The organism is Martinezella tropici, assembly GCF_003287875.1.
Classification (GTDB): domain Bacteria; phylum Pseudomonadota; class Alphaproteobacteria; order Rhizobiales; family Rhizobiaceae; genus Rhizobium; species Rhizobium tropici_C.
This window is the reverse complement of record NZ_QMKK01000054.1, coordinates 859,312-885,215: the sequence shown is the minus strand read 5'-3', so window position 1 is coordinate 885,215 and position 25,904 is coordinate 859,312. Positions and strand designations below refer to the sequence as shown.

Sequence of the window (25,904 nt, the reverse complement as noted above, 5' to 3'; positions counted from 1 at the left end):
CCAACCAATTGCTCGGCGCGGGCAATATCACCATCAATGGCAACGCCAATGGTGTCAGCGCCGGTCTTCTCGCCTCCGGCGTCGACTTTGCCGCGACCAAAGCCAATGGCGGTAATATCGTGCTCAGTGCGGGTGGCGGTGATCTGACGATCAACGACAGTGCTGGCGCCATACAGGCAGGGACTGTGCTTGCAGCCGGCGCGATCAATACCACCGGCCAGACCATCACCGCCGACACGATCACCGGCCACAGGGACATCGTGCTTTCAGGCGCCACCAGTGCGGGAGCCGGAAGCGGCAGTGTTGATATCATCGGTCAGGTCCTCGGCGGCGGCAATGTCCGCGTTTCCGGCTCTGGCATCCAGGCGGACGCTATTGTCTCCGGCGTCGACATTGCCGCCACCAATGCGGCCGGAGGCAGCGTCGTGCTTGGCGCACCATCAGCCGGAACCGGCAATCTGACATTGACGGCCACTGGCGCGCTCAGCGCTGGAACTTTGCTCTCTGCCGGCAATCTCACTGCCGGTGCCGCGACGGTCACGGCCGGCAATATCTCGGCCCATGGCGAGATGACGCTCGGCGGCGCGATCAGCGTGACGGACCAGATCCTTGCGTCCGGCAACGTATTGATCAGCGGCCAGAGCTTGAAGGCTCGGACCATCGTTTCCGGCATCGACTTCGATGCGACCAATGCGGCCAGCGGCAATATCGTCCTTGGCCACGCCGGGAATTTGACGGTGAACGTCAATGGCGCCATTGCGGTGCCGACCATACAGGCTGCGGGTGCCATCGACGTCAGCGGCGCGTCCATCACTGCAGATGCGATTACCGGTCACGAGGATATTAGCCTTTCCGGCACGGCAGCTGGCGGTGTCGCCACGACGACCGCAAGCGGTCGCGTTGATATCACCAACCAGTTGCTTGGCGGCGGTAACCTTGGCATCTCTGGCTCGAGCATTAAGGTCGGTACCGCGGTCTCGGGTGTAGACTTCGCAGCAACGGCAGCCGCAAACGGAAGTATCGTCCAAACGACAAGCGGCAATCTGACACTTGTCGCCGCGGGCAACATCGACACTGGCACACTACTCTCGGCAGGTAGCCTCAATGCGGCCGGGTCTACTATCACGGCCGGGAGCGTCACGGCGCATGGCGATGTGACGCTCCGGGGTGCCACCAGCGTTACGGGCCAGATCCTGGGCGCCAGTAACGTGCTGATCACTGGCCAAAGTCTGGCAGCGCAGACCGTCGTTGCGGGCGTCGACTTCGGCGCAACTAACGCCGCCGGCGGCAATATCGTTGTTGGTCAGACCGCGACGATTGCAGGCAATCGCGCTGGGGACCTGACAGCTCAGTTGAGTGGTGGATTTTCGGCGTCGACGATGCAAGCCGCCGGTGCCATCAACGTCAATGCCGCGACTGTGACGGCAGATGCCGTCACAGGTCATAAAGACATCACCTTCGCCGGGGCAACCACCGTTAATCAGCAGATGCTTAGCGGCGGCAACATCGGTATCTCTGGCTCGAGCATCAAAGCCGGCGCCATTGTCTCGGGCGTCGATTTCGCAGCAACGGCAGCCGCCAATGGGAACATCGTCCAGACGACAAGCGGCAATCTGACTCTTGCTTCGACCGGTGCGATCAAGACCGGCACATTGCTCTCGGCTGGCACTTTTTCGGCCAGCGGTACGGCCGTGAGCGCGGATGCCGTCACTGCCCATGGCGATGCCACGCTGAATGGCGCGACCAGCATCACCGGCCAGATTCTCGCGGCCGGCAATGTCCTGATCACCGGTCAAAGCCTGTCGGCACAGTCTGTCGTCGCCGGTATCGACTTCGCCGCAACGGATGCATCCGGTGGCAATATCGTTCTTGGCCAGACCGGGAATCTGGCTGCGCGGCTCAGTGGCGGATTCTCTGCATCGACTGTGGAAGCCGCCGGTACTATCAACATCAACGCAGCCAGCGTGACGGCCGCCACCATCACCGGGCACAAGGATATCACGCTCGCCGGCACCACCACCGTCAACGGCCAAGTCCTTGGTGGCGGAAACATCAGTGTCTCAGGCCCGAACATCGCGGCCGGCGCTATCGTGTCCGGTGTCGATTTCGCCGGTACGGCTGCCGCCAACGGCAACATCGTTCAGACTTCGAGTGGCGATGTGTCGCTGCTTTCGAGCGGTAATCTCACCATCGGCACGTTGTTGTCGGCGGGCAATCTTACCGCGCAAGCGATCGATCTGACGGCAAGCAGCATTACAAGCCATGGCAGGACCGACCTGAAGGCCAGCGGTCGCATAGACGCTAGTGGCCAGGTACTGTCGGCCGGCAATCTCTCGATCGATGGCGCCAGCCTCAACGCCGGACTTCTGGTCTCCGGCGTGGATTTTGCGGCAACCGCAGCGAACGGCGGCAGCATCATGCTCGGAGGGACCGGTGCGACGGACCTCACCGTCTCCGGCAATGCAACGGCCGGCACGATCCTCTCGGCCGGCGACATCACGGCAAAGGCGGCCAATCTCCAGGCGGGCAGTGTCACAAGCCACGGCAATATCGGCATGGTCGGCAATGTCGATGTGAGCAGCCAGATCCTGGCGGCAGGCGATCTCACGATCAATGGCGGCGGCATCAGCGCACCGACCTTGATCTCCGGCATCGACTTTTCCGCCACCAACGCCGCCGGCGGCAGCATCGTGCTGGCGCAGTCCGGCAAGACCAGCTTGACCGCCTCCGGCAACATCACGGCTGGAACCATCCTGTCGGCCGGCGATGTCACGGCAAGGGCGACAGACCTCATCGCCGCCAGCATCACCAGTCACGGGACGGTTGATGTCGTCGGCAATGTCGATGTCAGCAACCAGATTTTGGCCGCAGGCGATCTCACGATCGATGGCGGCAGTATCAGCGCCCCGATCCTGATCTCCGGCATCGACTTTGCCGCCACCAATGCCGCCGGCGGCGGTATAGTGCTCGGAACTGCCGGCGATATGAATCTTACCGCTTCTGCGGGCATCACCGCGCAGACCATGCTATCGGCCGGCAATATCGACGCGCAGGCGGCCACCATCGCGGCCAATGCCGTGACCGGCCATGGCGACATTACCCTTGCCGCCGGCAGCAGCGTCAATGTCTCGGGCCAGCTCCTCGGTGCGGGCGATGTCTTGCTGTCCGGTTCATCCGTCCAGATCAATCAGGCCGTCACGGGCGTCGATTTTGCCGCTACCGCGCACTCCTCAAACGGTGCCATCGCCCTCGAAGCAAGCGGCGATCTGACCATCAATGCGGCAAGCGCCACCGCCAATACGTTGATCGTCGCCGGCAATCTCGATGTGGCGGCGAGCGCCTTTACGGGCGGCGACATCACGGGCCATGGCGTCGTCGCAATCGGTTCGACCACCAGTCCTGGCGCAATCAGGATCAACGGGCAGCTCCTGGGCGCCAGCAACGTCTCGATCACCGGATCTGCCGTCAGCGGCAACGTCATCGCGGCCGGTGTCGATTTTGCGGCGATGGACCAATCGGGCGCCGGGAACGTTATTCTTGGTCCGACCGGCAATCTCACGCTCCTAGCCACGGCAGGCGACATCTCTTTCAACAGCCTTCTTGCTGCCGGCAGCATCACCGCCAACGCGGCGAACAATGTCAGCGCGAATGCCGTCTCCCACGGCGATCTGACGATCACCGCGGGCAATGCGATCACGCTCACCGGCCAATCGCTTGCCAGCCGCAACGCCAATCTATCCGCCCGATCGATGGCGATCGACACGCTGGTCTCCGGCGTCGATTTCACCGCCACCCGTGCCGCGGCCGGCGGCAGCCTGATGCTGCAGCGTACCGGCGCGATGACGCTCTCAGCCTCGAGCGGCAGCATCAGCGCCAATTCTCTGCTTTCGGGCGGCAATCTTGCCGCCACGGCAACGCAGAACATCGGTTACAACAGCCTGCAGAGCCTTGGCAGCGCCACGCTCACGGCGCCCGGGACCATCGCCTATACCAACACCACCCGTGTCGGCAGCAATCTGACGCTCAATACCGGTGTCGTCGATCTCTCCGGCAGCCGGGGTAGCCGGATTGCCGGCGGCGGTACGCTGATTGTCAACGGCTCTTCCGCCAATCTGTCCGGCAGCAATCTCGTCTTCGGCGGCCTGTCGCTCAATCTGTCGGGCAATGCGGATCTGTCCAATGCCGAGGTCAGCACCGTCACCTCCAGCGTCACCGGCAACGGTGATCGCGTCGCCGGCGGTTCCGGCGACATCGCCATCTCTGCCGCAGGCCTCGTCACCACCGCCAACACATCGTTGCTTGCCGCGCATGACCTGACGCTCAACCTGCCGTCGCTCGGCAATACCGGTCAGCTTGCCGCCGGCAACAATCTGACCTTCAACGTCGCTGGCGACTTCTACAACAGCCCCTCCGGCCTCGTCTTTGCCGGCAGCAACGCCAACCTCCTCGTCGGCGGCACATTGACCAATGACCAGGGCGCTATCGTTTCCGATGGCGGGTTGACCATCCAGGGGACGACCGCCGGTCAGCGCAATGCGGCAGTCACCAATGTGTCCGGTCTCATTCAGTCTGGTGGTGACATGTCGATACTCACCAGCAATCTCATCAACAGGCGATCGACGACGCCGACCTGGGTGACGGGTCAGCTGGTCTCCTCCGGTGCGGTTGTCGGTACCTTCGTGCTCAATCCAGCGGTCGCGGGCCAACCCTTCGCCTATCTGGAATCGACCGACCAGAATATGTTCCAGCTTTATGCGGGGGTCGATCCGGGGCAGTTTTCTGACTACCAGCCGCTGCTGTATTCGGTCGCAACCCTTGCCGATGGCACCTCCTATCACGCCTGGACCTGGGTCAGCGGCAGTGGTCCGACGGAGGTTCGGCCGATCTTCGACTGGATCAAGGCCCGCGTTCCCAAGGATGCCAACGGCAATCCCATCCTCGATCCCAACAATCCCTCGCGTTATTTCATCGTCGATGAGGTCGTGCGCAACGGTTCGGATACGAGCACGACCTACACTTGGGATCCGACGTCCAACATATCGCAGTCGGTTTATGAAGACCGCTTCACCAGTGCGCTGAGCCCCGAGGCGGTGATCCGCGCCGGCGGCAATCTCACGGTCGATGCCACCAACCTCACCAATTCCTACAGCCGGATCGAGGCCGGCGGTGATGCGACGCTCAAGGGATCGACGCTCACCAACGAAGGCGTCGTCCTCAATCGCACCACGATGCTGACCTGTAGCGCTCAGAGCGCCTGCTCGGCCTACAACGCCGATGGCACGGCCGATCCTTCCCGCAATATCGCCAACGGCACGTCGATCGTCTCGGGATCGCAGGTTATCGGCGGCGCGGCTGGCACGCTCAAGGCGGCCCACGCCCTGAGCCTCAATTTCGGTACGGTCAACAATACGTCGCTCGGTTCGACGAGTGGCGGCGCGGCCGTCAGTGCGCCTTCGACATCGAGCGATCCTCTGTCGGCCCTGAATGGCATGACGGCCGGCGGCGCCTTGTTCAACGTCAATGCCGCGCTAGGCAGTTTCGCCTCAAATGGCGGCGCGAGCGTCGGTAGTGGTCCATCGTTGGCAACCGTCAGCACGACGATCGCCGGCGGCCCGACGGCCAACGGCAGCGGCCTGACGGCAGACGTCGGCGCTTCGGTGAGCGGCAATGGTGTGACGCTCGCCAGCGGCCCTTCGATCAGCTCCGGCAGCCTGACGACTGGCGGCGCTGCGATCAGTCCGAACAGCCTGATGGGCAAGCTCACCGCTGCTCTCGGCAGCAGCGGCAATCTTGCCCAGGTGCTGCAGGTCAATGGCGCGGAACTCGCCTCGCTTGCCAAGCCGCAATCGGGCGGCGTCGGCGGCACGGTGCCGGGCCAGATCTTCCTGTTCGAGACACGGGCGGCCTTCCTCGACGTGTCGAAGTTCTACGGCTCGAGTTATTTCATCGGCCGAGTTGGCTATACGCCGGAGACCAAGGTTCCCTTCCTCGGCGACGCCTATTTCGACAATCAGCTGGTAGACGAACAGATGCGGCAGCTGGTGGGCGATGGCCTTGGCGCGGGATCCTTCATCCCCGGCAACAATGCCACCGACCAGATGAAGACGCTGCTCGACAACGGCGTCGCTTATGCCGAGGCGAACGGGCTTGCTCTCGGGCAAGCATTGACGCCGGAGCAGGCCGCATCGCTGACCCAGTCGATGGTGATCTACCAGACGCAGATCGTCGACGGCGCGCAGGTGCTGGTGCCGGTCGTCTATCTCTCGGCCGCTGATAAGGCGAAAGTCAATGCAGGCGGCGCCGTCATTGCCGGCAACAGCGTCAGCATCGATGCCGGCTCTGTCAACAATTCCGGTGCGATTGCCGCAGCGGATGGCATGACCATCAATGCGACCGAGATCAAGGCCAATGGCGGCACTTTCCTCGCCGGCGGCAACATGAACCTCAATGCCACCAATGGCATTACGCTTGCCGCTCAGACGATGACCATCGGCGGCCAGAATGTCGTCAACACCAATGCCGGCGTGTCGGCTGGCGGCAATCTGCAGATCGCCGCGGGCGGTACGCTGAGCTTGCAGGGCACCAAGATCGTCGCAGGCGGCAATGCCCAGCTTTCCGGCACCAATGTCAACCTTGCTGCTGTCAAGGTTGATAATGGTAGCCAGCAGAATGCGACGGGCGCCCGTGTCACCGCTGGCGGCAATCTTACCATCGTCGGCAATAATGACGTCAACATCATCGGATCCTCCGCAAAGTCGGGTGGGAATCTTTCGGTGACTGCTACGAATGGAGCGGTCAATATCGTCTCCACCGATGTCGCCCGTCGCACCGACGACGGCTACACCAAGACGACCAGTACCGATCAGCAGGCTTCGCAGCTCTCGGCCGGCGGCAACCTCGCGATCACCGCAAGCGGTGACGCTGGGGTCAACGCCAACACGGGTGTCCTGATCTCTGGTTCCGATCTGATGGCCAAGGGTAATGTTGGCCTGACCTCGAACGGCGACATCAATGTCACCACGTCTCAGAGCCAGTCGAACTCGACGTTCGGCAAAAATTCCTCGTCCGAGCTGACACATAATGGCTCGACGATTACGGCGGGTGGCGATCTGGTCGCCAAGTCCAAGAACGACATCAACGTCATCGGCTCGACCATGGCCGCCGAAGGCTTGCTGGGTATCCAGGCCGACAAGAACGTCACCATCGCTGAAGCGACCGACAGCGCAACCCTCGATGTCAAAAGCTCCAGCAAGAAGAGCGGTTTCTTCGGTTCGACGAAGGAGAATGCCTCCGGTCATCTCGAGACCACGACGGCGGCTGGCTCGTCACTCTCCGGCAAGGACGGCGTGACGATCATTTCCGGCGGCGACACCACGGTCTCCGCCTCGAAGGTGACGGCTGGCGACGATACGCATGTTGCTGATCTCAATGTCCAGACCGGCGGCAATCTGATCGTCACCGCTGGCAAGGACACCGAGACCGAGCATGACAGTGCCAAGCGCAAGGGTTTCCTGCGCAGCGGCAGCTCGAGCTATGACGGCTATAACGAGACGACCATCGGCTCGCAGCTTTCAGCCTCGGGCGATGTCAATCTGGATGCCGGCAAGGCGGCGGCCATTGTCGGTTCGAAGGTCAATGCCGATGGCTCGCTGAACGTCTCCGGCGAAAGCGTCTCGATCATCGGCGCGCAGGAAAACCACCAGTCCGACAGCAAGCGCAGGGATTCCGGCCTCTTCGTCGGCTCCGGCGGCGGCTTCATCTCGCTCTACGGCAAGAATGAAAAGCAGGGCCAGCAATCTTCCACGGACAATATCGGCTCGACGCTTTCGGCTGGTCAAGACGTCAACCTGACGGCAAGGACGACCGATCTCAATATCATGGGTTCGTCCGTGAGTGCCGATCGTGACATCAACCTGTCGGCGGCCCGAGACGTCAATGTGACCCCGGGCGCCGAAAGCTCGTCACAGTCCCAGCAGCAGAAGAAGTCCGGCTTCGGTCTTGCACTTTCCGCCGGCAATGGCGGCTTCTCGATCGGTATTGGTGCGCAGTCAACCAAGGACAGCAAGGCGCAGCAGTCCGATACCAATGCGGTATCGACATTGGCGGCGGGCCGCGATCTCAACATCTCGGCAGGCAACAATGTCAACCTGCAGGCGACCAGCGCTTCGGCCGAGCGCGACGTCAATCTCTTTGCCAAGAACAATATCAATCTGCTCTCGGCCAACGACGTCACCAATTACGAGGAGGTGCATGAGAAGACCTTTGCCGGTGTGACTATCTCGGTGACGAGCCAGATTGGCAAGGCGGCCCAAAGCATCATGAACTCGGCCGAGCGCCTTTCCGACAGCGGCGGCGTCAATGCGCTGACCAATACGGCCATTGCCGGCCTCGGTTTCTATCAGGCCTACAAGGATCTAAAGGCCGCTTCGGAGAATTTTGATGCAGGCAAGGGGCTTTCCTTCAGTATTGGCATCAATGCCGGTGTCAATCATCAGGAAAGCAGCTGGTCCTCGTCGTCCTCGACCCCGGTGGTGACGGATATTCGCGCCGGTCGCTCGATCACCATGGAGGCCGAGAAGGGCTCCATCACCAGTGATGGCGCGCAGATCCTGGCTGGCTACGACAAGAACGGCATCCCCACGGTTTCCGGCGACCCGCTGACCGGCGACATCTTCCTGTCGGCGGCGAATGGCGACATCAACCTCAACGCCGCCACCGGCACGTCGGATTCGACCAGCTCGAACAAATCCTGGAGCGTGGGCGTCGGCGTCAACTTTGGTTGCACCAGCAAGGGCGGCTGCCAGGAGACCGGCGTGGGGGTCAACGCCTCCTACGGCAAGGGTGGCTCCGAAACCTCCGGCACCAGCCATACGAACACGCATGTGAACGGCACCGGCGATGTCACCATCGTCACCAACGATCTCGCGCTGAAGGGGGCGACGGTTGCCGGCAATTCGGTTGCGATCGATGTCAAGAACCTGACGATCGAAAGCCAGCTGGATACGCAGAAGGCCAAGGCCGATCAGTTCAATGTCTCCGGCCAGATCGGCTTTGGCAACACCGGCGTCTCCGGCACCGTGCAGAAGGCCAAGGGCGATGCGGTGCTCGTCTCCGAACAATCGGGCATCCATGCAGGCACCGGCGGCCTCAACATCGATGTCAAAGGTCAGACGTCGCTTGTCGGTGGGCTGATTACCAGCGAGGCGACGGCGGACAAGAACTCCTTCTCCACCGGCACCCTGACGGTTGCGGATATCGACACGCATTCGACCTGGAAGGCCGAAACCTATGGCGGCGGGATCGGCACTAGCGGGCTCACCATCGCTCCGCCCGTCAAGGCCGGCGAGAAGGAGACCGGCAAGGCCTATTCGGCCATCGGCGGCAATATCGGCATCACGATCACCGATCCCGCGCACCAGGTGCAGGACATCGGCACGATCCGCCGCGATACGGACAACACCAACACCTCGCTGCCCGGCTTGCCGGACCTGCAGAACATCCTGCGCCAGCAGTATAAGACGCAGGCGGATTTGCAGGCGGCTCAGAAGACCATGGCAACGCTCGCGGGTGAGATCGCTAGTGAACTTCGAGACCATGCTAATACACCGGAAGAATATGCCTTGTGGGATGAGGGCGGTGCAGGCCGGGCGCTCTTACACGCTATCGGCGCTGGTTTGCTCGGCGGCGTCAATGGCTGGGAGGGCGCGCTTAAGGGCGCACTCGGCGGAGCGACAACCACACTACTCGCACCAGCGATCGAGCGGCTCATCGACGGCATGGTGAAAGACAGCAGCCTGTCGGCCGCTGATCGTGAGCAGCTTGCTGCGCTGATTGGTGAGAGTCTGAGTGCCATTGTAGGCGGCGCCGTCGGTGGCGGCGAAGGAGCAGCCTATGGTGCGGCCAATTACCAATATAATTACCTGAATGACAAACAACGGAAGAACGGCATCGCCGCCTATCGCGCAGCGAGAGAGTGCAAGGCTACCGATAATTGTACGGTCGAGAACGCCCGCTTGGCGTTCTATCTGGCGATGTCGCAGGCGAACACAGCGACCCTGATCAGTGTCTGCACCAGCGATCCATCTTCGTCGGCCTGCAGGTCAATGATTAGCGATCTGCAATCGTTCGTGAACGCATATAACAACTTGAACATTCCGACGGCGGTCGACATCGTCAACGGCACCGCTGATGATTCAACGGCAGCAACGCAAGCGCTTGCCGGCATGGATGGGTTCATCCCGTACGATGTCATCTTGGCGCAGCATCTGGCTGAGGTGGCCAATGGCAAATCCGCCGATGTGGCCATCCAAGAGGCTCTGCTCGACATCAGCCAGCGCAATGGTGGCATCAAAACCTTCCTCGATGCGATGGGTGTTGCCTACGGTATTGGCCCTTGCGCAGCGTCGTTTGGCGCCGCGTGTGCGATAGGCGCGCTCAATGCCGCGGTTTCAGTAAATCATCTCACCTCAACCGTGCCGCAGGCATTGACGGGTAAGAAGGCTCAAACAGCTGCCATGCTTGCTTTGACGGGCATGGGTATCGATGAGCAGGAGGCTGAGAAATGGCAGAATTACGTCGAGACTGGTGTTCTCGTCGTCAGTGTTGCCTATGTCGGCGGCGAGATGATCTATCAGCTGCGCGTAAACAAGGCTGCACTTGCTGCTAGCGATGAAGATCTGGCCGCCCTCAACAACAAAAGCTTCAACCCAAAAACGAATGAGACTGTCGACAATGTTTTTGGGGCGGCTTGCTCGTTTGACGGTGCGACACTGGTCAAGACCATCGACGGCTTTACGGCGATCAGCCAGATTCGCCCTGGTAAGACATTAGTGTGGTCGCGTGATGAGGAAGGGCACGAAGGTTACAAGCTTGCTCTTGCTAAGATTCAAGAGGAGCACGCGAGAACTCTTTATTTGACCGTCAAATCCGAAACGAACGGTCGTCAGCAGACCATCATAACGACGATGAACCATCCGTTCTTCGCGGTTCTCTCGGAAAAAAGAGCGATCCCGGCAGCGTTGCCCGAGGGGTATCGCTATAAGGGACCGATCAAAAATGGCGCATGGATTGCTGCAGGCGACCTTCTGTCAGGCGAAAAATTGCTCGATGCCGATGGACGCTGGAACTCGGTCGTCAACGTCCGCATCGAAGACAAGTCGTTTGACGCCTACAATTTGACGATTGCGGACTTCCATACCTATTTTGTCAAGCAGGCCACCAATGAGGAAGTCCAGGCCGTTTGGGTACATAATAATTGCTTTGATGACCTGGCGAATTTGTACAATAAAAATAATCCCCTGAATTCACTCGACATCGAAGGAGTACAGGTTAACGTTGGCTCTGGCGGAAATACCAGCGGGACAACCATAGTTCTTGACAGTCAAGCTTTGACTGATGCTCAGATATTGACTTATGCTGAAAAACTTGCCGGTGGAGCGTTAACTCCTCACACAAGCGTTTCAGGAATTTTCACGGCTACTTCACCAGATGGAACGCGGATTACATTGCGATCAATCTCGAGCTCGGCGGGAAGTACAGGTGCTCGCTGGACCATCGATATCGCTGGGAGCCCAAAAATTCAGGGTGTAAATCCTAAGCTTCCCCGTGTTGAACTCAAATTCCGCTAAGAGAGACTATCGAACGATGAAGAAGCAATGGGAAGAAATTGTCGAATTATCGGAATTCTGGGCTTTTAATGGCCTGTGGATGTTTATTCGTGATGAGTATAAAAACTTCTCCGAAGCTCGTAAGGTTTTTTTGGGTATAGTTGAAGAACTTCTCGCACACGGTAGGATAAAGCTTTCGAAGAGGGGAGCGTTACTCGAAAGCTCTGTGATTGAGCAAATTTCACTTTTGGAGCAAGCTTTACCTGTTGACCGCCGCGAAATGGTGTTCGGAAGTGCTGCGGCTAGCTCATCCCTGCCGGGGCAGATCGAAGATTTCGATCAAATGGCAGAGGATGCAAAAATTGCTGAAGAAAGCTTATGGTTCTTTCGTGAAGAGTGTCCTGCTGGTGTTGTATGGATAAGAGATGACGGCTCTGAGGAGTGGACCTGACTCCATCCAGAACCAGCGCCCCAGTCACCATTGGATGAAAGTTCAGTGTTGGGTCATCGTTGGCGGGACTGATTGCCGAATTATTGTCATTCGTTATTCAGCTCAATCGTCGGTCGAGGACTGGCAAGGGCTGCAAGGTATACTCCAGTTGAGACAGAACCCAAGGATGCGTTTAAGGACTGTTGCCGTTTGGTGCACTATTGGCCTTTTAGCCGGTTGCGCCGGGACCCCAGACCCAGCCAAGCTCGCTGCCCAGCAACATGAAGGGTCGGCCCAGATTTTGGCAAATAAGAACAAGAAGGGCTCGCTCCTTCTTGTTCGAATGGTGGATTCGCCGCTGTTGGGTGATGTGGATTGCAGCGGTTACATCACTCTGCGCAGGGTCAATGCAGGAAGCCAGACGAGACGGAGCCGCCTGTATCTATCGGTTCCGCGGTTGCGTATCGCTTGCAAAACCCAAACAAACTGGTGCTCGGCCAGTTGTTCTCCGCGACTGCGCAAAAATATGCACGATGGTTCGTGCCCGTCGCCCCTGGTCGCTATGTCATAACCTACGCAAATTGCAGCTATGGAAATGTCACCATCGAGGCGGGAGGTGACCAGGATGGACTTTTCGGCAGAACATTCAGCTATGTCCGCCCGTTTGGGGGTGATGGTGCCATCACGATTGGCGAGGGGAAGATTGTTGACGCCGGATATATCCGGCTTGAAGGAACGCGCAGCCACCCACGTGTGGTGGGGTCGGAAGCCACGCCTGCCGAACGTGACCTTATGAAGAGCGCCATGCCGGAAGTCTATCCTTCGATAAGTTTCACGAAATTCGGTCCGTGAGGGTAGCAGTCAATCTGGCGATTGCCAGCGGCCACCCTTTTTGGCGGCCGCGGCGGTCGAAGGGTTGGAAGAGAGATTATTTTCCTTGCCGGGAGCAGTCTCTCGAAACAGCGGCCTTACTGCTCACTCGCAGAGCCGATCTGCCTCCAAAGCACGCGACGGGCGGTCACCGGTTCGGCGGCATTTCGTCAGATCCGCCTGCCGTGCAAAATCACGAGAGAGCCGCATGTGGGGGGAGAGCACCGATGCGCTTTTCGTGCGCTGCCGAAAGGATGGCAACCCCGCAGGCCAAGGCAAGTGCGATGGCACCCAGCACCGGCAGGCTGCGATAGCCAAATCCACCCTCAAGCAGAGCGGCCCCGATGCTTGCTGCGATCGCGATGCCGATGTTGAATCCCGAGGGGATGAGCGACGAGGCGAGGCTCGGCGCGTCAGCCGTCCACATTAGAATGCGGGCCTGAATCGGAGCACCGATCGCGAAATTGAGCGCACCCCAAATGAAGATCGTCACGGTCATCAGCAAGGGATAGGGGCTGACGAGGTAAAGGAGGACCAATATCGCGGCCTGAATGGCGAGCATGACGATCAGCGACGGCATCAGCTTCCAGTCCGAGAGCCGGCCGCCCAACAAGACCCCCAATGTCGCTCCGACGCCATTGAGCAGGAGTACCCAGGGAATCAGCATGGCATCGAGGCCCGTCACCTCCCGCAAAAGAGGCGTTATGTAGGTGAACGGCACCATTTGCCCGATCATCAGCGCGAGCATGATGATAAGGGATGTCCAAACCTGCTGGCGGCCAAGAACGCGCACTTCGCGGCTCAAATGGCCGGATGGCTGGAGTTCGGCTTTCGTTGGTGGGATCAAGGCCCAGATCGCGGCCAATGCGAGCACGCCGACCGAGGTCATGGCCCAAAAAGTCGTCCGCCATCCCCAAAGTCCGCCGATCGCTGCACCGACGGGGACGCCGATAATGTTCGAAACCGTCAGGCCTGCAAGGATGACCGCCACGGCACGTCCTCGGAACGCCTGCGGGACAAGGCCGACGGCAACCACCATCGCAATCCCGAAATAGGCGCCATGCGCGACGGCGGTCGCAACGCGGAAAAGGAGCATGGTGGCGAAGTCAGGCGCGAGCGCGCAGGCGATCTGCCCCAGGCAGAAGGCGATCGTAAGGGCGATCAGAATGGTCCGACGCGAGACCTGCCGGGTTGCCATGGTCAGGAGGGGGCCGCCGATTGCAATACCCAATGCGTAGCCGGAAACCAGAGAGCCGGCAAACGGGATCGAGACATCCAACCCTTGAGCCACATCCGGGAGAATGCCTGCGATGACGAACTCGGTCGTGCCGAATGCAAACGCAGCCAGAAACAAAGCGAAGAGGGGTAAGGGCAAATCCAGCTCCCATATAAAGGCATAAGGATTTCTTTAAATCACCGCCGAGAGCACATCAAGTGTGAGATATCATCGTCGAGGGCGGGTGCAAGGGAACGAGGCGCTTGAACCGGTTGCATTCATTCCGCAAAATACGTTTTCCCGAGCAGTTTTCGGCCGTCGACATGCGCCATCTCAGGGTTCGATCCTTGACAAACCGACAATGTTTGTAAAGGCTTGTCGCCATGAGTGAGGTGGCTGATTGGTTATCTTATACAAGTCCGATCAGTCGGAAAAACGCTGCCGAGGCAGTGTTTGAGGATATTCGTTCGGCAATTACATCGGGACGGTTGGCGGTCGGGACACGGCTGCCCGCCGAGGCGCAGCTTGCCGCCCGCTATGGCGTCAGCCGTCCCATCGTCCGCGAAGCGCTCCGCTCGCTGCAGACGCTCGGCCTTACCCAGACCCGCACCGGCAGCGGCACCTATGTCCTGACATCCGCGCCCGGCCCGGAGCTACGCTACGGCGGCTATTCCGCACGTGATCTGATCGAGGCGCGCCCCTTCATCGAGGTCCCGGCCGCCGGCTGGGCGGCGCTGCGGCGCACAGGGCAGCAGCTGGCACGGCTGCTTGAACTTTGTGATGAGATGGACCGGGAAGAAGAGCCCCTGAAGTGGGTCAATCTGGATTCGGAATTCCACTCGATGGTGGCCGAATCCTCCGGAAATGCAGTCTTTTCCAAGATCGTTTCCGACGCCCGCGATGCGCTGATGCGGCAATCGGAGCTCGTCAATATGATGGCGCAGCGCCGCGCGGCCTCGAATGTCGAGCACCGCCGCATCGTCGAGGCGATTGCGGCGGGATCGGAAGAGGGGGCTATCGCGGCGATGGAGGCCCATCTCGGTCAGGTCAAGCGCGTGGTGACCACGATCATCGGCGAGGATCAGCCGCACCGTTGACGGCGGCCGGCAGATTGGCGAGCCGCTCCGGCCGCAGCGCCTCGAAGAGCTCTTCTGCGGTCAGATATCCATGATCCAGCACGATTTCCGGCACGGTGCGTCCTGTCGCCAGGGCCTCGCGGGCAACCTTGGTCGCTGCCTGATAGCCGATCAGCGGGTTCAGCGCGGTGGCAAGGCCGATCGATTCCTGCAGGCGCTGCGCCATCAGGGCCGGATTGGCGGTAATGCCGTCGACACAGCGTTCGGCAAGGATATGGCAGGCGGCGGTCAGATGCATGATGCTCTCCGACAGCGCACGTACCATAATTGGTTCGAAGGCATTGAGCTGCAGCTGGCCGGCCTCTGCCGCCATGGTCACGGTGATGTCGTTGCCGATGGCGGAGAAGGCCACCTGGTTGACCATTTCCGGGATCACCGGATTGACCTTGCCGGGCATGATACTGGAACCGGCTTGCATCGCCGGCAGTGTGATCTCGCCGATGCCGGCCCGTGGCCCGGACGATAGAAGTCGCAAATCGTTGCACGTCTTCGACAGCTTGACCGCAACGCGCTTCAGTACGCCGGAAAGATGGACGAAGGCGCCGGGATCCTGGGTTGCCTCGATGAGGTCGCTGGCAGTCACGAGCGGGCGGCCCGTCAGCCGGGCGAGATGAGCGCAGGCAAGGGCTGCATAGCCGGCGGGCGCATTGAGGCCGGTGCCGATGGCGGTGGCGCCGAGATTGACCTCATGTAGGAGGGTTGCCGATTCGAGCAGACGGGCTCTGTCTTCACCGAGCATGACGGCGAAGGTCCTGAACTCCTGTCCGAGCGTCATAGGCACGGCGTCCTGCAGCTGTGTGCGGCCGACCTTCAAAATGCTGTCGAATTCCTTGGCCTTGCGCTCGAAGGCATCCTGCAACGCTTCCATTGCCGCAGCCAGACCATCGATGGCTTCGATGACAGCGACGTTGACGGCGGTCGGATAGGCATCGTTGGTGGACTGGCTGAGATTGACGTGATCGTTCGGATGAAGATGGCCATAATCGCCCTTGGCATGGCCGAGCAGTTCGAGCGCGCGATTGGCGATGACTTCGTTGGCGTTCATGTTGGTCGAGGTGCCGGCACCTCCCTGGATGACATCGACGACGAATTGGTCATGAAGCTCGCCTGCACGGATTTCGCGGCAGGCGCGCACGATGGCATCGAGCCTCTCCTTGCTGAGCAGGCCAAGCTCGTGATTGGCAAGGGCCGCCGCTTCCTTGACGAAGGCAAGGCCGCGGATGAGGTGCGTGTAGCGCCCGATCGGCGTGCCCGTGACCTGGAAGTTCTCAACCGCTCTTGCAGTGTGCACCCCCCAATAGACATCCGCCGGAATATCCTTTTCGCCCAGCAGGTCATATTCGCTTCGCGTCTTGACCACATTATCCTCCTATGGTCGAAATCAAGCTATATCTGTCAAGCTGTATGACAGATTTGAAACTTGTTATCGATTGTGCCGAACCGCGTCAATAAGCCTGGTGCCGGGTTGACCTTAGGCAATTTCTATGTCTAAGAGGAAAAATCTGTCATACAGCATTACAGCATGACCGGCGATCATCAGTTTCGATCGACGGCGAGTGAAGCGAAAGGGCATCCTGTCGGGTGCAAACGAGCACCCCGGATCCGTCCACGGACAAACGGCTCAAGGGAGGAGCAATGTCAGTCGAAACCATCCAGAATGTGCCGGCGGATCGTCAGCCGCCAGCCAATGAAGATCTTGGCTACCACAAGGCCTTGAAGCCGCGCCAGATCCAGATGATCGCCATTGGCGGCGCGATCGGCACCGGTCTCTTCCTTGGTGCCGGTGGGCGGCTTGCCGCAGCCGGTCCGGCGCTGATCTTCGTCTATGCGCTCTGCGGCTTCTTTGCCTTTCTGGTGCTGCGCGCACTCGGCGAATTGATCATGCATCGTCCGAGTTCCGGCTCCTTCGTTTCTTACGCCCGTGAGTTCTACGGCGAGAAGATGGCCTTCACCGTCGGCTGGATGTACTGGCTGAACTGGGCGATGACCTCGGTTGCCGATGTGACGGCCGTCGCTCTCTACATGAATTTCTTCAAGCATTATGTTCCATGGCTTGCCGGCATCGATCAGTGGGTCTTCGCGCTGATTGCCCTGATGGTCGTGCTGGTCATGAACCTGCTGTCGGTGAAGGTCTTCGGCGAGCTCGAATTCTGGTTCAGCCTGGTCAAGGTTCTGGCACTGGCCAGCTTCCTCGTCATCGGCATCTATTTCGTCGTCTCGGGCACGCCGATTGCCGGCCATACGGCTGGTTTCAGCATCATCAGCGACAGCGGCGGCTTCTTTCCGAATGGCATCCTGCCCGCCTTCGTCATTATTCAGGGCGTGGTCTTTGCCTATGCGTCGATCGAACTCATCGGCACGACGGCCGGCGAGACCGAAGATCCGCGCAAGGTCATGCCGGGCGCGATCCGCACGGTGGTTGCGCGCCTGCTGATCTTCTATGTCGGCTCGGTGCTGCTTCTGTCGCTGCTGCTGCCCTATACGGCCTATAAGGCTGGCGAGAGCCCCTTCGTCACCTTCTTCGGGACGATCGGCATCCAGGGCGCCGATGTCATCATGAACCTCGTCGTGCTGACGGCCGTGCTGTCCTCGCTCAATGCCGGCCTTTATTCCACCGGCCGCATCCTGCATTCGATGGCGGTTTCGGGCTCGGCGCCGGCCGCGCTTGCCAAGATGAACAAGGCCGGCGTGCCCTATGGCGGCATAGCGGTGACGGCAGTGGTGACCGTCATCGGCGTGGCGCTGAACGCCGTCGTGCCGTCGGCCGCCTTCGAGATTGCGCTCAATCTCTCGGCGCTCGGCATCATCTCCGCCTGGGGCGTCATCGTGCTGTGCCAATTGAAACTCTGGAAGCTGTCGAAGCGCGGCGAGATGGCCCGCCCGGATTTCCGCATGTTCGGCGCGCCCTATACCGGTATCCTGACGCTCGTCTTCCTCTTTGCTGTGCTGGTGCTGATGGCGCTCGACTATCCTGTCGGCACCTGGACGATCGCCTCGCTCGTCCTGATTGCGCCGGCCCTGGTCGTCGGCTGGTATCTGCTGCGCGACCGCATCCATAGGCTGGCGGTCGAGCGAGGCCGGTCGTGACGGCAGGAAGGATCAATCCGCTGGTGGCCGTGGTTGCCACCGGCGGTACCATCGCAAGCGAGCGTGCCGACAACGGCGCCAGCTCGCCATCTTTGACGGGGGAAAGCCTGCTGGCACTTTTGCCTGACATGCCCGTCGATCTCAGGCCCATCGAGCTGATGGCGAAGGATTCAGCGAGCCTGACGCTTGCCGACATGCAGGAGATCAGCGACAAGGTCGGCGAATTGCTTGCGGATGATGTCATCAACGGCATCGTCGTTCTGCATGGTACGGACGCGATGGAAGAGACGGCGCTGCTCGTCCATCTGCAGCACGGCCTGAATAAGCCGATCGTGTTCACGGGTGCGCAATTTACGGCGGATCATCCGAACGCCGACGGCCCTGCGAACCTTGCCGCTGCCGTTGCCGCCGCTACCGATCCGGTCGGTGCCGAGCGCGGTGTGCTCGTCTGCTTCGGCGGCCGCCTGCTGCCGGCTTGGGGGCTTTATAAATATTCGTCGGATGTCGCCGACGCTTTCCGGCAATCGCGGCCACGCGAAAATCCACCAAGCATGCGCCTTGCGGCAGCGCTCGACAGTGTGCGCGTCGATGTGGTGGCAATCTATCCCGGGTGTGATTCCGTGCATGTGGATGCGAGTCTCCGAGCCGGCGCACACGGCATCGTTCTTGCGGCACTCGGCTCGGGTAATGCCAATCCGCGTCTGGTTGAAGCCGTCAGGCGTTGTGCCGATGTCGGGGTGCCCGTCGTGGTCTCCAGCCGGGTGCCGGATGGGTTGCTGGTCTCAAGCTATGGCGGCGGCGGCGGCGGGCACGATCTCGCCGAGGCCGGTGCTGTTCATTCCCCGACGTTGCGGCCGGGGCAGGCTAGAATTCTGCTGGCGGCCCTCGTTGCCTCCCGCGCCAGGGCCGAGCTTATCAGGCAGGCTTTTGCCGACTTTGCAGACGACGCGACGCTCTGATCGCCAGCCATGAGAACGGGCCGACTGGCGGATGACAGCGGCCCGAAGTCTGGCTGGAAGTATGATCGTCAGGCCTGGTGCGCGGCATTGGCGACGACGACGGGGATCAAGAGATCGCCCCAGTTGCCGTTGCCGCCATGGTGGCGGGCCGAGCGGACAAGCTCGACGGAAACACCGGCCTCGACCGCATTCATGACGGCCTGATTGAGGCGATGCAGCTCGTTCGCCAACATGCGGATGACTGCCTGCTGATCTGCATTCATGGTGAGAGATTGTTCCTCGGCTCTCTCGCGAACACGTGCTATCGATGCCATGTCATTCTCCTCCTATGATCTTGATATCACTCTGCTGCCGGCTTGAACTGGGCGTGCTCGGTCGATCCGTGCATGGCCGTGGTGGATGACTGTCCGCCGGTGATCGCCAGCGAAACGGCATCGAAATAGCCTGTGCCCACTTCGCGCTGATGCTTGGTGGCGGTGTAGCCATTGGCTTCCGCGGCGAACTCCGCCTGCTGCAGTTCGGAATAGGCGGCCATCTGGCGAGCCTTGTAGCCGCGGGCGAGCTCGAACATGCCGAAATTCAGCTGGTGGAAGCCGGCAAGCGTGATGAACTGAAACTTGTAGCCCATCGCACCCAGCTCGCGCTGGAATTTGGCGATCGTCGCGTCGTCCAGGTTCTTCTTCCAGTTGAAGGATGGCGAGCAATTATAGGCGAGCAGCTTGCCGGGATGGACCCGATGCACGCCCTCGGCAAATTTACGCGCCTGCTCGAGATCCGGCTTTGACGTCTCGCACCAGATCAGATCGCAATGCGGTGCATAGGCGACGGCGCGGGCGATGCAGGGCGCGATGCCGTTCTTGACCTGATAGAAGCCTTCGACCGTGCGGCCGGCGTCGTAATCGACGAAGGGCCGGTCGCGCTCGTCGATATCGGATGTCAGAAGCTTGGCGGCCTCGGCATCGGTGCGGGCGACGACGAGGGTCGGTACACCCATGACGTCGGCGGCAAGCCGTGCCGCGTTGAGATTGCGGATATGGGCCGCCGTCGGAATAAGAACCTTGCCGCCGAGATGGCCGCATTTCTTCTCCGATGCCAGCTGGTCCTCGAAGTGGACGCCTGCGGCACCCGCCTCGATATAGGCTTTCATGATCTCGAAGGCGTTCAGCGGACCTCCGAAGCCCGCTTCGGCATCGGCAACGATCGGTGCGAACCAGGTGTCGACGGAAAGCCCTTTGCCTTCGGCCGTCTCGATCTGGTCGGCCCTTTGCAGCGTGCGGTTGATGCGCTTCGCCAGCTCCGGACCGGCATTGGCGGGATAAAGCGACTGATCTGGATACATGGCAGACGCCGTATTGGCGTCGGCTGCGACCTGCCATCCGGAGAGATAGATCGCCTTCAGGCCAGCGCGAACCATCTGCATGGCCTGATTGCCCGAGAGCGCGCCGAGCGCATTGACGAAATCTTCCTCGTGAATGAGCTGCCAGAGACGGTTCGCGCCCATTTCGGCGAGTGAATGGCGGATGGTGATCGATCCACGCAGCCGCTCTACATCAGCGGCCTGATAGGGGCGGTCGATGCCATCGAAACGCCCGGCAGGTGCGCTTGGAACCAGTTTGTAAAAATCTGTCATGCTATTCTCCCGATACCTTCTCTCGATCCTCCGATCGATCTCGATTGCATGACTATTTTTACAATAGTGGCGCTCGCAGAGCTAGGAAAACCAGAAAATCCCGGTAGTGAAAAAGGTTATGATGTGCTATCGTTGACATCACCTCCCAGTAAAATTGTAAAACCTGTAAAATTCCACTGAAGGAAAGTTTGTAAAGGGTTTGACATATGGTTGAACGCAAGATCTTCGCTGGCCCCAGGGTTCGTCGCGTCCGAATGGGCCTCGGCCTGACACAGACGACGATGGCGCAGGCTCTCGATATCTCGCCGTCCTACCTCAATCTCATCGAGCGCAATCAGCGGCCGCTGACCGTGCAGCTGCTGTTGAAGCTCTCGGCGGTCTACAAGGTCGATCTCGACGAACTGCAGGGCGGAGAGGCCGGCAGTGCAGGGCAGCTGCGCGAAGTCTTTGCCGACCCGCTGCTTGCGGGTGAAATTCCGGGCGAGCAGGAGCTGATCGAGCTCGCCGAAGCCGCGCCCAATGCGGCAAACGGCATGATCCGGCTTTATCGCGCCTATCGCGAGCAGGCCGCAAGGCTGTCCGATCTTGCCGAGCTTCTGTCCCGCGAGGGCCGGGTTGCCGATGTCGCCGGTCCGCGCCTGCCGCTGGATGAGGTTCACGACCGTCTGCAAGCGCGGCCGAATTTTTTCGCCCGCATCGAAGATGCCGCAGAGACATTCCATGAGCGCCTCTCGTCCGGTGACGATGTGGCAGGCGGATTGAAGGCGTGGTTGAAGAGCGAACATGGCATTGCCGTGCGCCTGCTGCCGGTGCATGCCATGCCCGGTCTGCGCCGACGCTACGACCGGCACTCCATGCGGCTTTTCCTGTCCGAGCGATTGTCGCCCTTCGATCAGCTTCGCGAGATTGCGACCGAGGTCTCGCTGTTGGTCATGCGCGAGGAGATTGCCACCGAACTGGAGGCGCTTGCGCTCTCGACGCCGGAAGCCAAGCGTATTGGCCGCTTCGAGCTGGCGCGCTACGCCTCCCACGCCCTGCTGATGCCCTACGGCGCCTATCTTTCGGCAGCGCAGCGTCTGCATTATGATATCGATGGCCTTGGTGCTCGCTTCGGCGTGTCCTACGAGCAGGCCGCGACGCGGCTCACCAGCCTGCAGCGCCCGGCGGCATCGGCTATCCCGTTTTTCCTGATGGAGGTCGATAGTGCCGGCCATCGCCTGCGCAAAGCCGGCGCCCAAGGCTTTCCGCAGGCGCGCTTCGGCGGTGGCTGTCCCAAGCTCAATGTCCATGCCGCTTTTGCCCAGCCCGGGCAGATATTGGTGGTCGACACGCAGATGCCGGATGGCGGCGGATTTCTCACCATATCGCGGACGATCGAGGGGCCGCGGGCCGACTTCGGAGAAAGGACGCGCCGCACCGCGCTCCTCATCGGCTGCGATATCGCCCATCGCGACGAGGTGATCTACGGCAAGGCGCTTGGCTCGATGCCCGTCGCTATCGGTCCGGCCTGTCGCCTGTGCGAACGTCAGGGCTGCCTGGCGAGAGCAGAGCCGCCGGTGACGCGCCCGCTCGGTCTTGACGAAATGGCGACGGGTCTGAGTGTATTCGACTTCCAGTAAACGCATTGAATTTACCGCTGCGCACAGGGAACGGCAAATTAGATATATTAAAATCTATCGTTTATATGGATAATTGTTGCGCCGATATCCCGATAAATAGGATCTCATTCCTCGCGCGCTGCGCGTGCCCTCTCTACGTTCCGCGCAGATAAGGAGTCCCAGATCCATGAATTTTGCCAAGCGAACATCTGCCGCCATTTTTGCCGCTGCGCTTTCCTGCGGCGCGCTGTTCACCACGATTGCACATGCCGATGCGACGCTCGATCGCATCAAGGGTCGTGGCGCGTTGACCGTCGGCGTCATCCTCTCCGGCGCGCCTTTCGGCTATATCGATCCGGCAAGCCAGGAACAGAAGGGCTACAACATCGACATTGCCAAGGCGCTTGCCGAAAAGCTCGGCGTCAAGCTGGAAACGGTGACCGTGACGCCGCCGAACCGTGTGCAGTTCCTGCAGCAGGGCAAGGTCGACATCCTGATCGCCAACATGCAGTACACGGAAGAGCGCGCCAAGATCCTCGATTATGTGCCGACGCCCTATGACCGCAGCGGCGGCGCTGCCGTCGGCCGCAAGGATAGCGGCCTCAACGACTGGAGCGACCTCAAGGGTAAGCCTGTCTGCGTTTCTCAAGGGTCGAACTATACGCAGCCGCTGATGGAGCAATATGGCGCAGAAGTGAAGGGGCTGCCGAGCCAGCCGGAATCGCTGCTGGCGCTGCAGGGCGGCAATTGCGTTGCGGCCGTCCATGTCGGGGCGACGGTCGGCCTGCTGCTTCAGGATCGGCCGGAGGAATGGAAGGACTACAAGATCTTGTTTCCGACCGAACTCGTTCCCTCGGATTCGGTGATCTGGCTGCGCAAGGGCGAAAGCGATACGCGCGCCGCACTCGACAAGGCCATCCAGGAACTGCATGCCAACGGCAAGCTTCTGGACTATGCCAAGGCAAACCGCCTGCTCAACACGACCTATCTTGAGGAAGAGCACAAGAAGTTCGAGGGCAAGTGACCTTATCGGTCGCTTGAGGAGCGGTTTGCATGGGAAGTTCGCTTCTTCAGACCTTCATAGACTGGACCGGCAGGCTCGGGCTTCATTATGAATTCCTGGCCAGCGGTTATGAGGCGCAGATCTGGCGTGGTGGTTTCATCACCACGCTTTATCTCATCGTGCTCCTCATTCCGGTCAGCCTGTTGTTCGGCCTGCTGTTTGCGGCCATGTTGACCTCGGGGAACAAGGCTCTGGCCGCGCCGGTCAGAGCTTTCATTGAAGTGACCCGCAATACGCCGACACTCGTGCAGCTGATGTTCAGCTTCCTCGTGTTGAACACACTCGTCTCCAATGGGCTGGGTGGCGCGCAGAACAATCCTTTGACACCGTTCTTCTGGGTGGTTGCCGTGGTCGGCCTGCATGTTGCAGCACTGCATGCCGATGCGCTTCGCGCCGGTATCGAGGCCGTGCCGGAACAGACGGTGGAAGCGGCGCGTGCCATCGGCTTCACGCGCCTGCAGATCCTTCGCTTCGTGGCGATACCGCTCGCTTTCCGGGCGTCGCTGCCGGCGATCGTCAACAATATGATCAATCTGGTCAAGCTGACCACCGTCGGCAATGCGATTGCCGTGAGCGAAATCACCTATGCCTCGATCATGGTATGGACGCAGCGCGACAATGTCGTCGAACTGATGATCGTCATTCTGCTGTTCTTCAGCGCCATCAATCTTGCCCTCGCCAAGATCGGGCATTGGATCGAAAAGCGCCTCGCCGTGCCTGGCTTCGGAGTGGGCGCATGAGTGTGGCAAAGCTGTCATCTGCGCCTTCGAGCAACTGGCTGCTCTGGCTGGTTGGAGCGCTCGTTGCGATCGCCGTTATCTGGCTGCTGGCGGATCTGTCGCTGCTTCATGTGCTCATCGAATGGCTGCCCTATCTCGGTAGCGGCTTCCTGATGAACATCCTCATCAGCCTGCTTGCGATGGCGGGAGGGACGCTGATCGGTGTCTTGCTTGGCATTCTGGAGCTGGCGCCGCTGAAGATCGTACGCTATCCAGTCGGCCTTTATGTCCAGATCTTCCGCAATGCGCCCCATCTGGTGCTGATCTTTGCAACGACCTATATCTTTCCTTTCGAGATTGTAGTCTTCGGCCATTACCTGCCGTTTCCCGATTGGGTGAAGGCCGTGATCGGGCTTGCCATTCCTGCCAGCGCCTATGTCGCTGAGATCACGCGTGGCGCCATCCAGTCGATCCCGACCACGCAGTGGGAGGCGGCCAAGGGCCTCGGCTTCTCCCGGTCTCAGGCATTGCGCTGGATCATCCTGCCGCAATGCGCGCGGCGTTCGCTGCCGCCCTGGATGAACCTCTTTGCCTCGATCACCATGGGAACGGCGCTTGCCTCCCTGGTCGGCGTGCATGAGCTGCTGCATGCGGCGACCGACGCCAGCACGGCCGTCCGCCGGCTGGATTTCACCGTGCTTGCCTATATCGTCGTCATGGCGGCGTTCTTTGCGCTTTGCTATCCCATTTCCAGCCTGACGCGGCGCCTTGAACGCCGCCTGAAAGCCTAGAGGAGCCGGCATGAGCCACGCTCAGACCAATCCGATCGTCGAACTGGCCAATGTGCATCTCGCCTATGGACCGACCGAGGTCCTGAAGGGGATTGACCTAACAGTCGCCCGCGGACAGACGGTTTCGATCATCGGTCCGTCCGGATCCGGCAAGTCGACAATCCTGCGCTGCATCAACGCGCTGGTCGCGCCGCAGACGGGCCGCGTAGCGGTCAATGGCGTGCGCGTCGACCAGATGCGCAGCGAGGCCGAACGCATCAAGCTCAGGCAGAAGATCGGCATCGTCTTCCAGCAATATAATCTCTTTCCGCACCTGACCGTGCTCGACAATATCACGATCGCCCCGACGCGAATCCTCGGCGTCAACAAGGCCGATGCCGAACGCCACGCCCGGGATCTCCTGGCACGGGTACGCCTGTCCGAGAAGGCGAACGTCTATCCCGGGCAGCTTTCCGGTGGCCAGCAGCAGCGCGTGGCCATTGCCCGGGCACTTGCGATGCGGCCGGATCTCGTCCTTTTTGACGAAGTGACCTCGGCCCTGGATCCGGAGACCGTCGGCGAGGTGCTTGCCGTCATTCGCGATCTCGTCAAGGAAGGTATGACGAGTATTCTGGTCACGCATGAGATGCGCTTTGCCGAAGAGATCAGCGATGTCGTGGTCTTCACTGAAAACGGCCGCATCGTTGACCAGGGGCCGCCCGAAGCTATCTTCCAGACATCGACAAATGCGCGCATCCGCCGTTTCGTCAACGGCCTTGCCGGTGCGCGGGCTTCGCTCGAGGATGGTGAGGGAATTTGA

The 25,904-nt window shown here is 60.5% G+C and carries 15 protein-coding genes; 11 read left to right on the top strand and 4 right to left on the bottom strand.

Annotation, left to right across the window (positions count from 1 at the left end):
* Nucleotides 1-8: 8 nt before the first annotated feature.
* The 3 genes from DQ393_RS29315 to DQ393_RS33935 all read left to right on the top strand — a co-directional run bounded on the left by DQ393_RS29315 (nt 9) and on the right by DQ393_RS33935 (nt 12,888).
* Nucleotides 9-11,627, top strand: a complete 11,619-nt coding sequence (locus tag DQ393_RS29315; protein ID WP_112345168.1) for a hemagglutinin repeat-containing protein — start codon at nt 9-11, stop codon at nt 11,625-11,627.
* Between the two features lie 16 nt (nt 11,628-11,643).
* Nucleotides 11,644-12,057, top strand: coding sequence for a DUF596 domain-containing protein (locus DQ393_RS29310; RefSeq protein ID WP_112345167.1), 414 nt, complete (start codon nt 11,644-11,646; stop codon nt 12,055-12,057).
* 447 nt (nt 12,058-12,504) lie between these two features.
* Nucleotides 12,505-12,888, top strand: coding sequence for a hypothetical protein (locus tag DQ393_RS33935; RefSeq protein WP_245430480.1), 384 nt, complete (start codon nt 12,505-12,507; stop codon nt 12,886-12,888).
* A 211-nt stretch (nt 12,889-13,099) separates the two neighbouring features.
* On the opposite strand, the gene DQ393_RS29300 is transcribed toward DQ393_RS33935, so the two are convergent.
* Complete coding sequence (locus DQ393_RS29300) at nt 13,100-14,281, bottom strand: MFS transporter (RefSeq protein WP_112345166.1); 1,182 nt, start codon at nt 14,279-14,281, stop codon at nt 13,100-13,102.
* Between the two features lie 224 nt (nt 14,282-14,505).
* On the opposite strand from DQ393_RS29300, the gene DQ393_RS29295 reads away from it, so the two are divergent.
* The gene (locus tag DQ393_RS29295; RefSeq protein WP_112345165.1) at nt 14,506-15,219 is read left to right on the top strand and encodes a FadR/GntR family transcriptional regulator; all 714 of its coding nucleotides are present in this window, start codon (nt 14,506-14,508) and stop codon (nt 15,217-15,219) included.
* Here the strand turns inward: DQ393_RS29295 and aspA are convergent.
* Nucleotides 15,191-16,618: an aspartate ammonia-lyase gene (aspA, locus tag DQ393_RS29290; protein WP_112345164.1), complete on the bottom strand. Its 1,428-nt coding sequence runs from the start codon at nt 16,616-16,618 to the stop codon at nt 15,191-15,193. The two genes, DQ393_RS29295 and aspA, sit on opposite strands and share 29 nt — an antisense overlap.
* Nucleotides 16,619-16,893: 275 nt before the next feature.
* Between aspA and DQ393_RS29285 the strand changes: the two genes are divergently transcribed.
* Nucleotides 16,894-18,345 (top strand): amino acid permease, encoded by a 1,452-nt coding sequence (locus tag DQ393_RS29285; protein ID WP_112345163.1) that lies wholly within the window; start codon nt 16,894-16,896, stop codon nt 18,343-18,345.
* Nucleotides 18,342-19,304 (top strand): asparaginase domain-containing protein, encoded by a 963-nt coding sequence (locus DQ393_RS29280; RefSeq protein ID WP_112345162.1) that lies wholly within the window; start codon nt 18,342-18,344, stop codon nt 19,302-19,304. Before DQ393_RS29285 ends, DQ393_RS29280 begins: the two co-directional genes overlap by 4 nt.
* A 68-nt stretch (nt 19,305-19,372) precedes the next feature.
* Here the strand turns inward: DQ393_RS29280 and DQ393_RS29275 are convergent, their stop codons facing one another.
* Both DQ393_RS29275 and aceA read right to left on the bottom strand, forming a co-directional pair.
* Complete coding sequence (locus tag DQ393_RS29275) at nt 19,373-19,618, bottom strand: SMc00767 family acetate metabolism repressor (RefSeq protein WP_112345161.1); 246 nt, start codon at nt 19,616-19,618, stop codon at nt 19,373-19,375.
* Nucleotides 19,619-19,644: 26 nt separating this feature from the next.
* Complete coding sequence (aceA, locus tag DQ393_RS29270) at nt 19,645-20,934, bottom strand: isocitrate lyase (RefSeq protein ID WP_112345160.1); 1,290 nt, start codon at nt 20,932-20,934, stop codon at nt 19,645-19,647.
* A gap of 206 nt (nt 20,935-21,140) precedes the next feature.
* Between aceA and DQ393_RS29265 the strand changes: the two genes are divergently transcribed.
* The 5 genes from DQ393_RS29265 to DQ393_RS29245 all read left to right on the top strand — a co-directional run bounded on the left by DQ393_RS29265 (nt 21,141) and on the right by DQ393_RS29245 (nt 25,904).
* Nucleotides 21,141-22,553, top strand: coding sequence for a helix-turn-helix domain-containing protein (locus DQ393_RS29265; RefSeq protein WP_112345159.1), 1,413 nt, complete (start codon nt 21,141-21,143; stop codon nt 22,551-22,553).
* Between the two features lie 166 nt (nt 22,554-22,719).
* Complete coding sequence (locus DQ393_RS29260) at nt 22,720-23,556, top strand: transporter substrate-binding domain-containing protein (RefSeq protein WP_112345158.1); 837 nt, start codon at nt 22,720-22,722, stop codon at nt 23,554-23,556.
* Nucleotides 23,557-23,585: 29 nt separating this feature from the next.
* Nucleotides 23,586-24,335: an amino acid ABC transporter permease gene (locus tag DQ393_RS29255; protein WP_112345157.1), complete on the top strand. Its 750-nt coding sequence runs from the start codon at nt 23,586-23,588 to the stop codon at nt 24,333-24,335.
* Nucleotides 24,332-25,105 (top strand): amino acid ABC transporter permease, encoded by a 774-nt coding sequence (locus DQ393_RS29250; RefSeq protein ID WP_112345156.1) that lies wholly within the window; start codon nt 24,332-24,334, stop codon nt 25,103-25,105. Before DQ393_RS29255 ends, DQ393_RS29250 begins: the two co-directional genes overlap by 4 nt.
* Nucleotides 25,106-25,115: 10 nt before the next feature.
* Nucleotides 25,116-25,904, top strand: a complete 789-nt coding sequence (locus DQ393_RS29245) for an amino acid ABC transporter ATP-binding protein (RefSeq protein ID WP_112345155.1) — start codon at nt 25,116-25,118, stop codon at nt 25,902-25,904.

What these genes read in the sequence shown, in the direction of transcription:
- DQ393_RS29310 (WP_112345167.1), top strand. Translation starts at nt 11,644, where the DNA reads ATGAAGAAGCAATGGGAAGAAATTGTCGAATTATCGGAATTCTGGGCT.
- DQ393_RS29295 (WP_112345165.1), top strand. Translation starts at nt 14,506, where the DNA reads ATGAGTGAGGTGGCTGATTGGTTATCTTATACAAGTCCGATCAGTCGG.
- DQ393_RS29285 (WP_112345163.1), top strand. Translation starts at nt 16,894, where the DNA reads ATGTCAGTCGAAACCATCCAGAATGTGCCGGCGGATCGTCAGCCGCCA.
- DQ393_RS29275 (WP_112345161.1), bottom strand. Translation starts at nt 19,618, where the DNA reads ATGGCATCGATAGCACGTGTTCGCGAGAGAGCCGAGGAACAATCTCTC.
- aceA (WP_112345160.1), bottom strand. Translation starts at nt 20,934, where the DNA reads ATGACAGATTTTTACAAACTGGTTCCAAGCGCACCTGCCGGGCGTTTC.
- DQ393_RS29265 (WP_112345159.1), top strand. Translation starts at nt 21,141, where the DNA reads ATGGTTGAACGCAAGATCTTCGCTGGCCCCAGGGTTCGTCGCGTCCGA.
- DQ393_RS29260 (WP_112345158.1), top strand. Translation starts at nt 22,720, where the DNA reads ATGAATTTTGCCAAGCGAACATCTGCCGCCATTTTTGCCGCTGCGCTT.
- DQ393_RS29255 (WP_112345157.1), top strand. Translation starts at nt 23,586, where the DNA reads ATGGGAAGTTCGCTTCTTCAGACCTTCATAGACTGGACCGGCAGGCTC.
- DQ393_RS29250 (WP_112345156.1), top strand. Translation starts at nt 24,332, where the DNA reads ATGAGTGTGGCAAAGCTGTCATCTGCGCCTTCGAGCAACTGGCTGCTC.
- DQ393_RS29245 (WP_112345155.1), top strand. Translation starts at nt 25,116, where the DNA reads ATGAGCCACGCTCAGACCAATCCGATCGTCGAACTGGCCAATGTGCAT.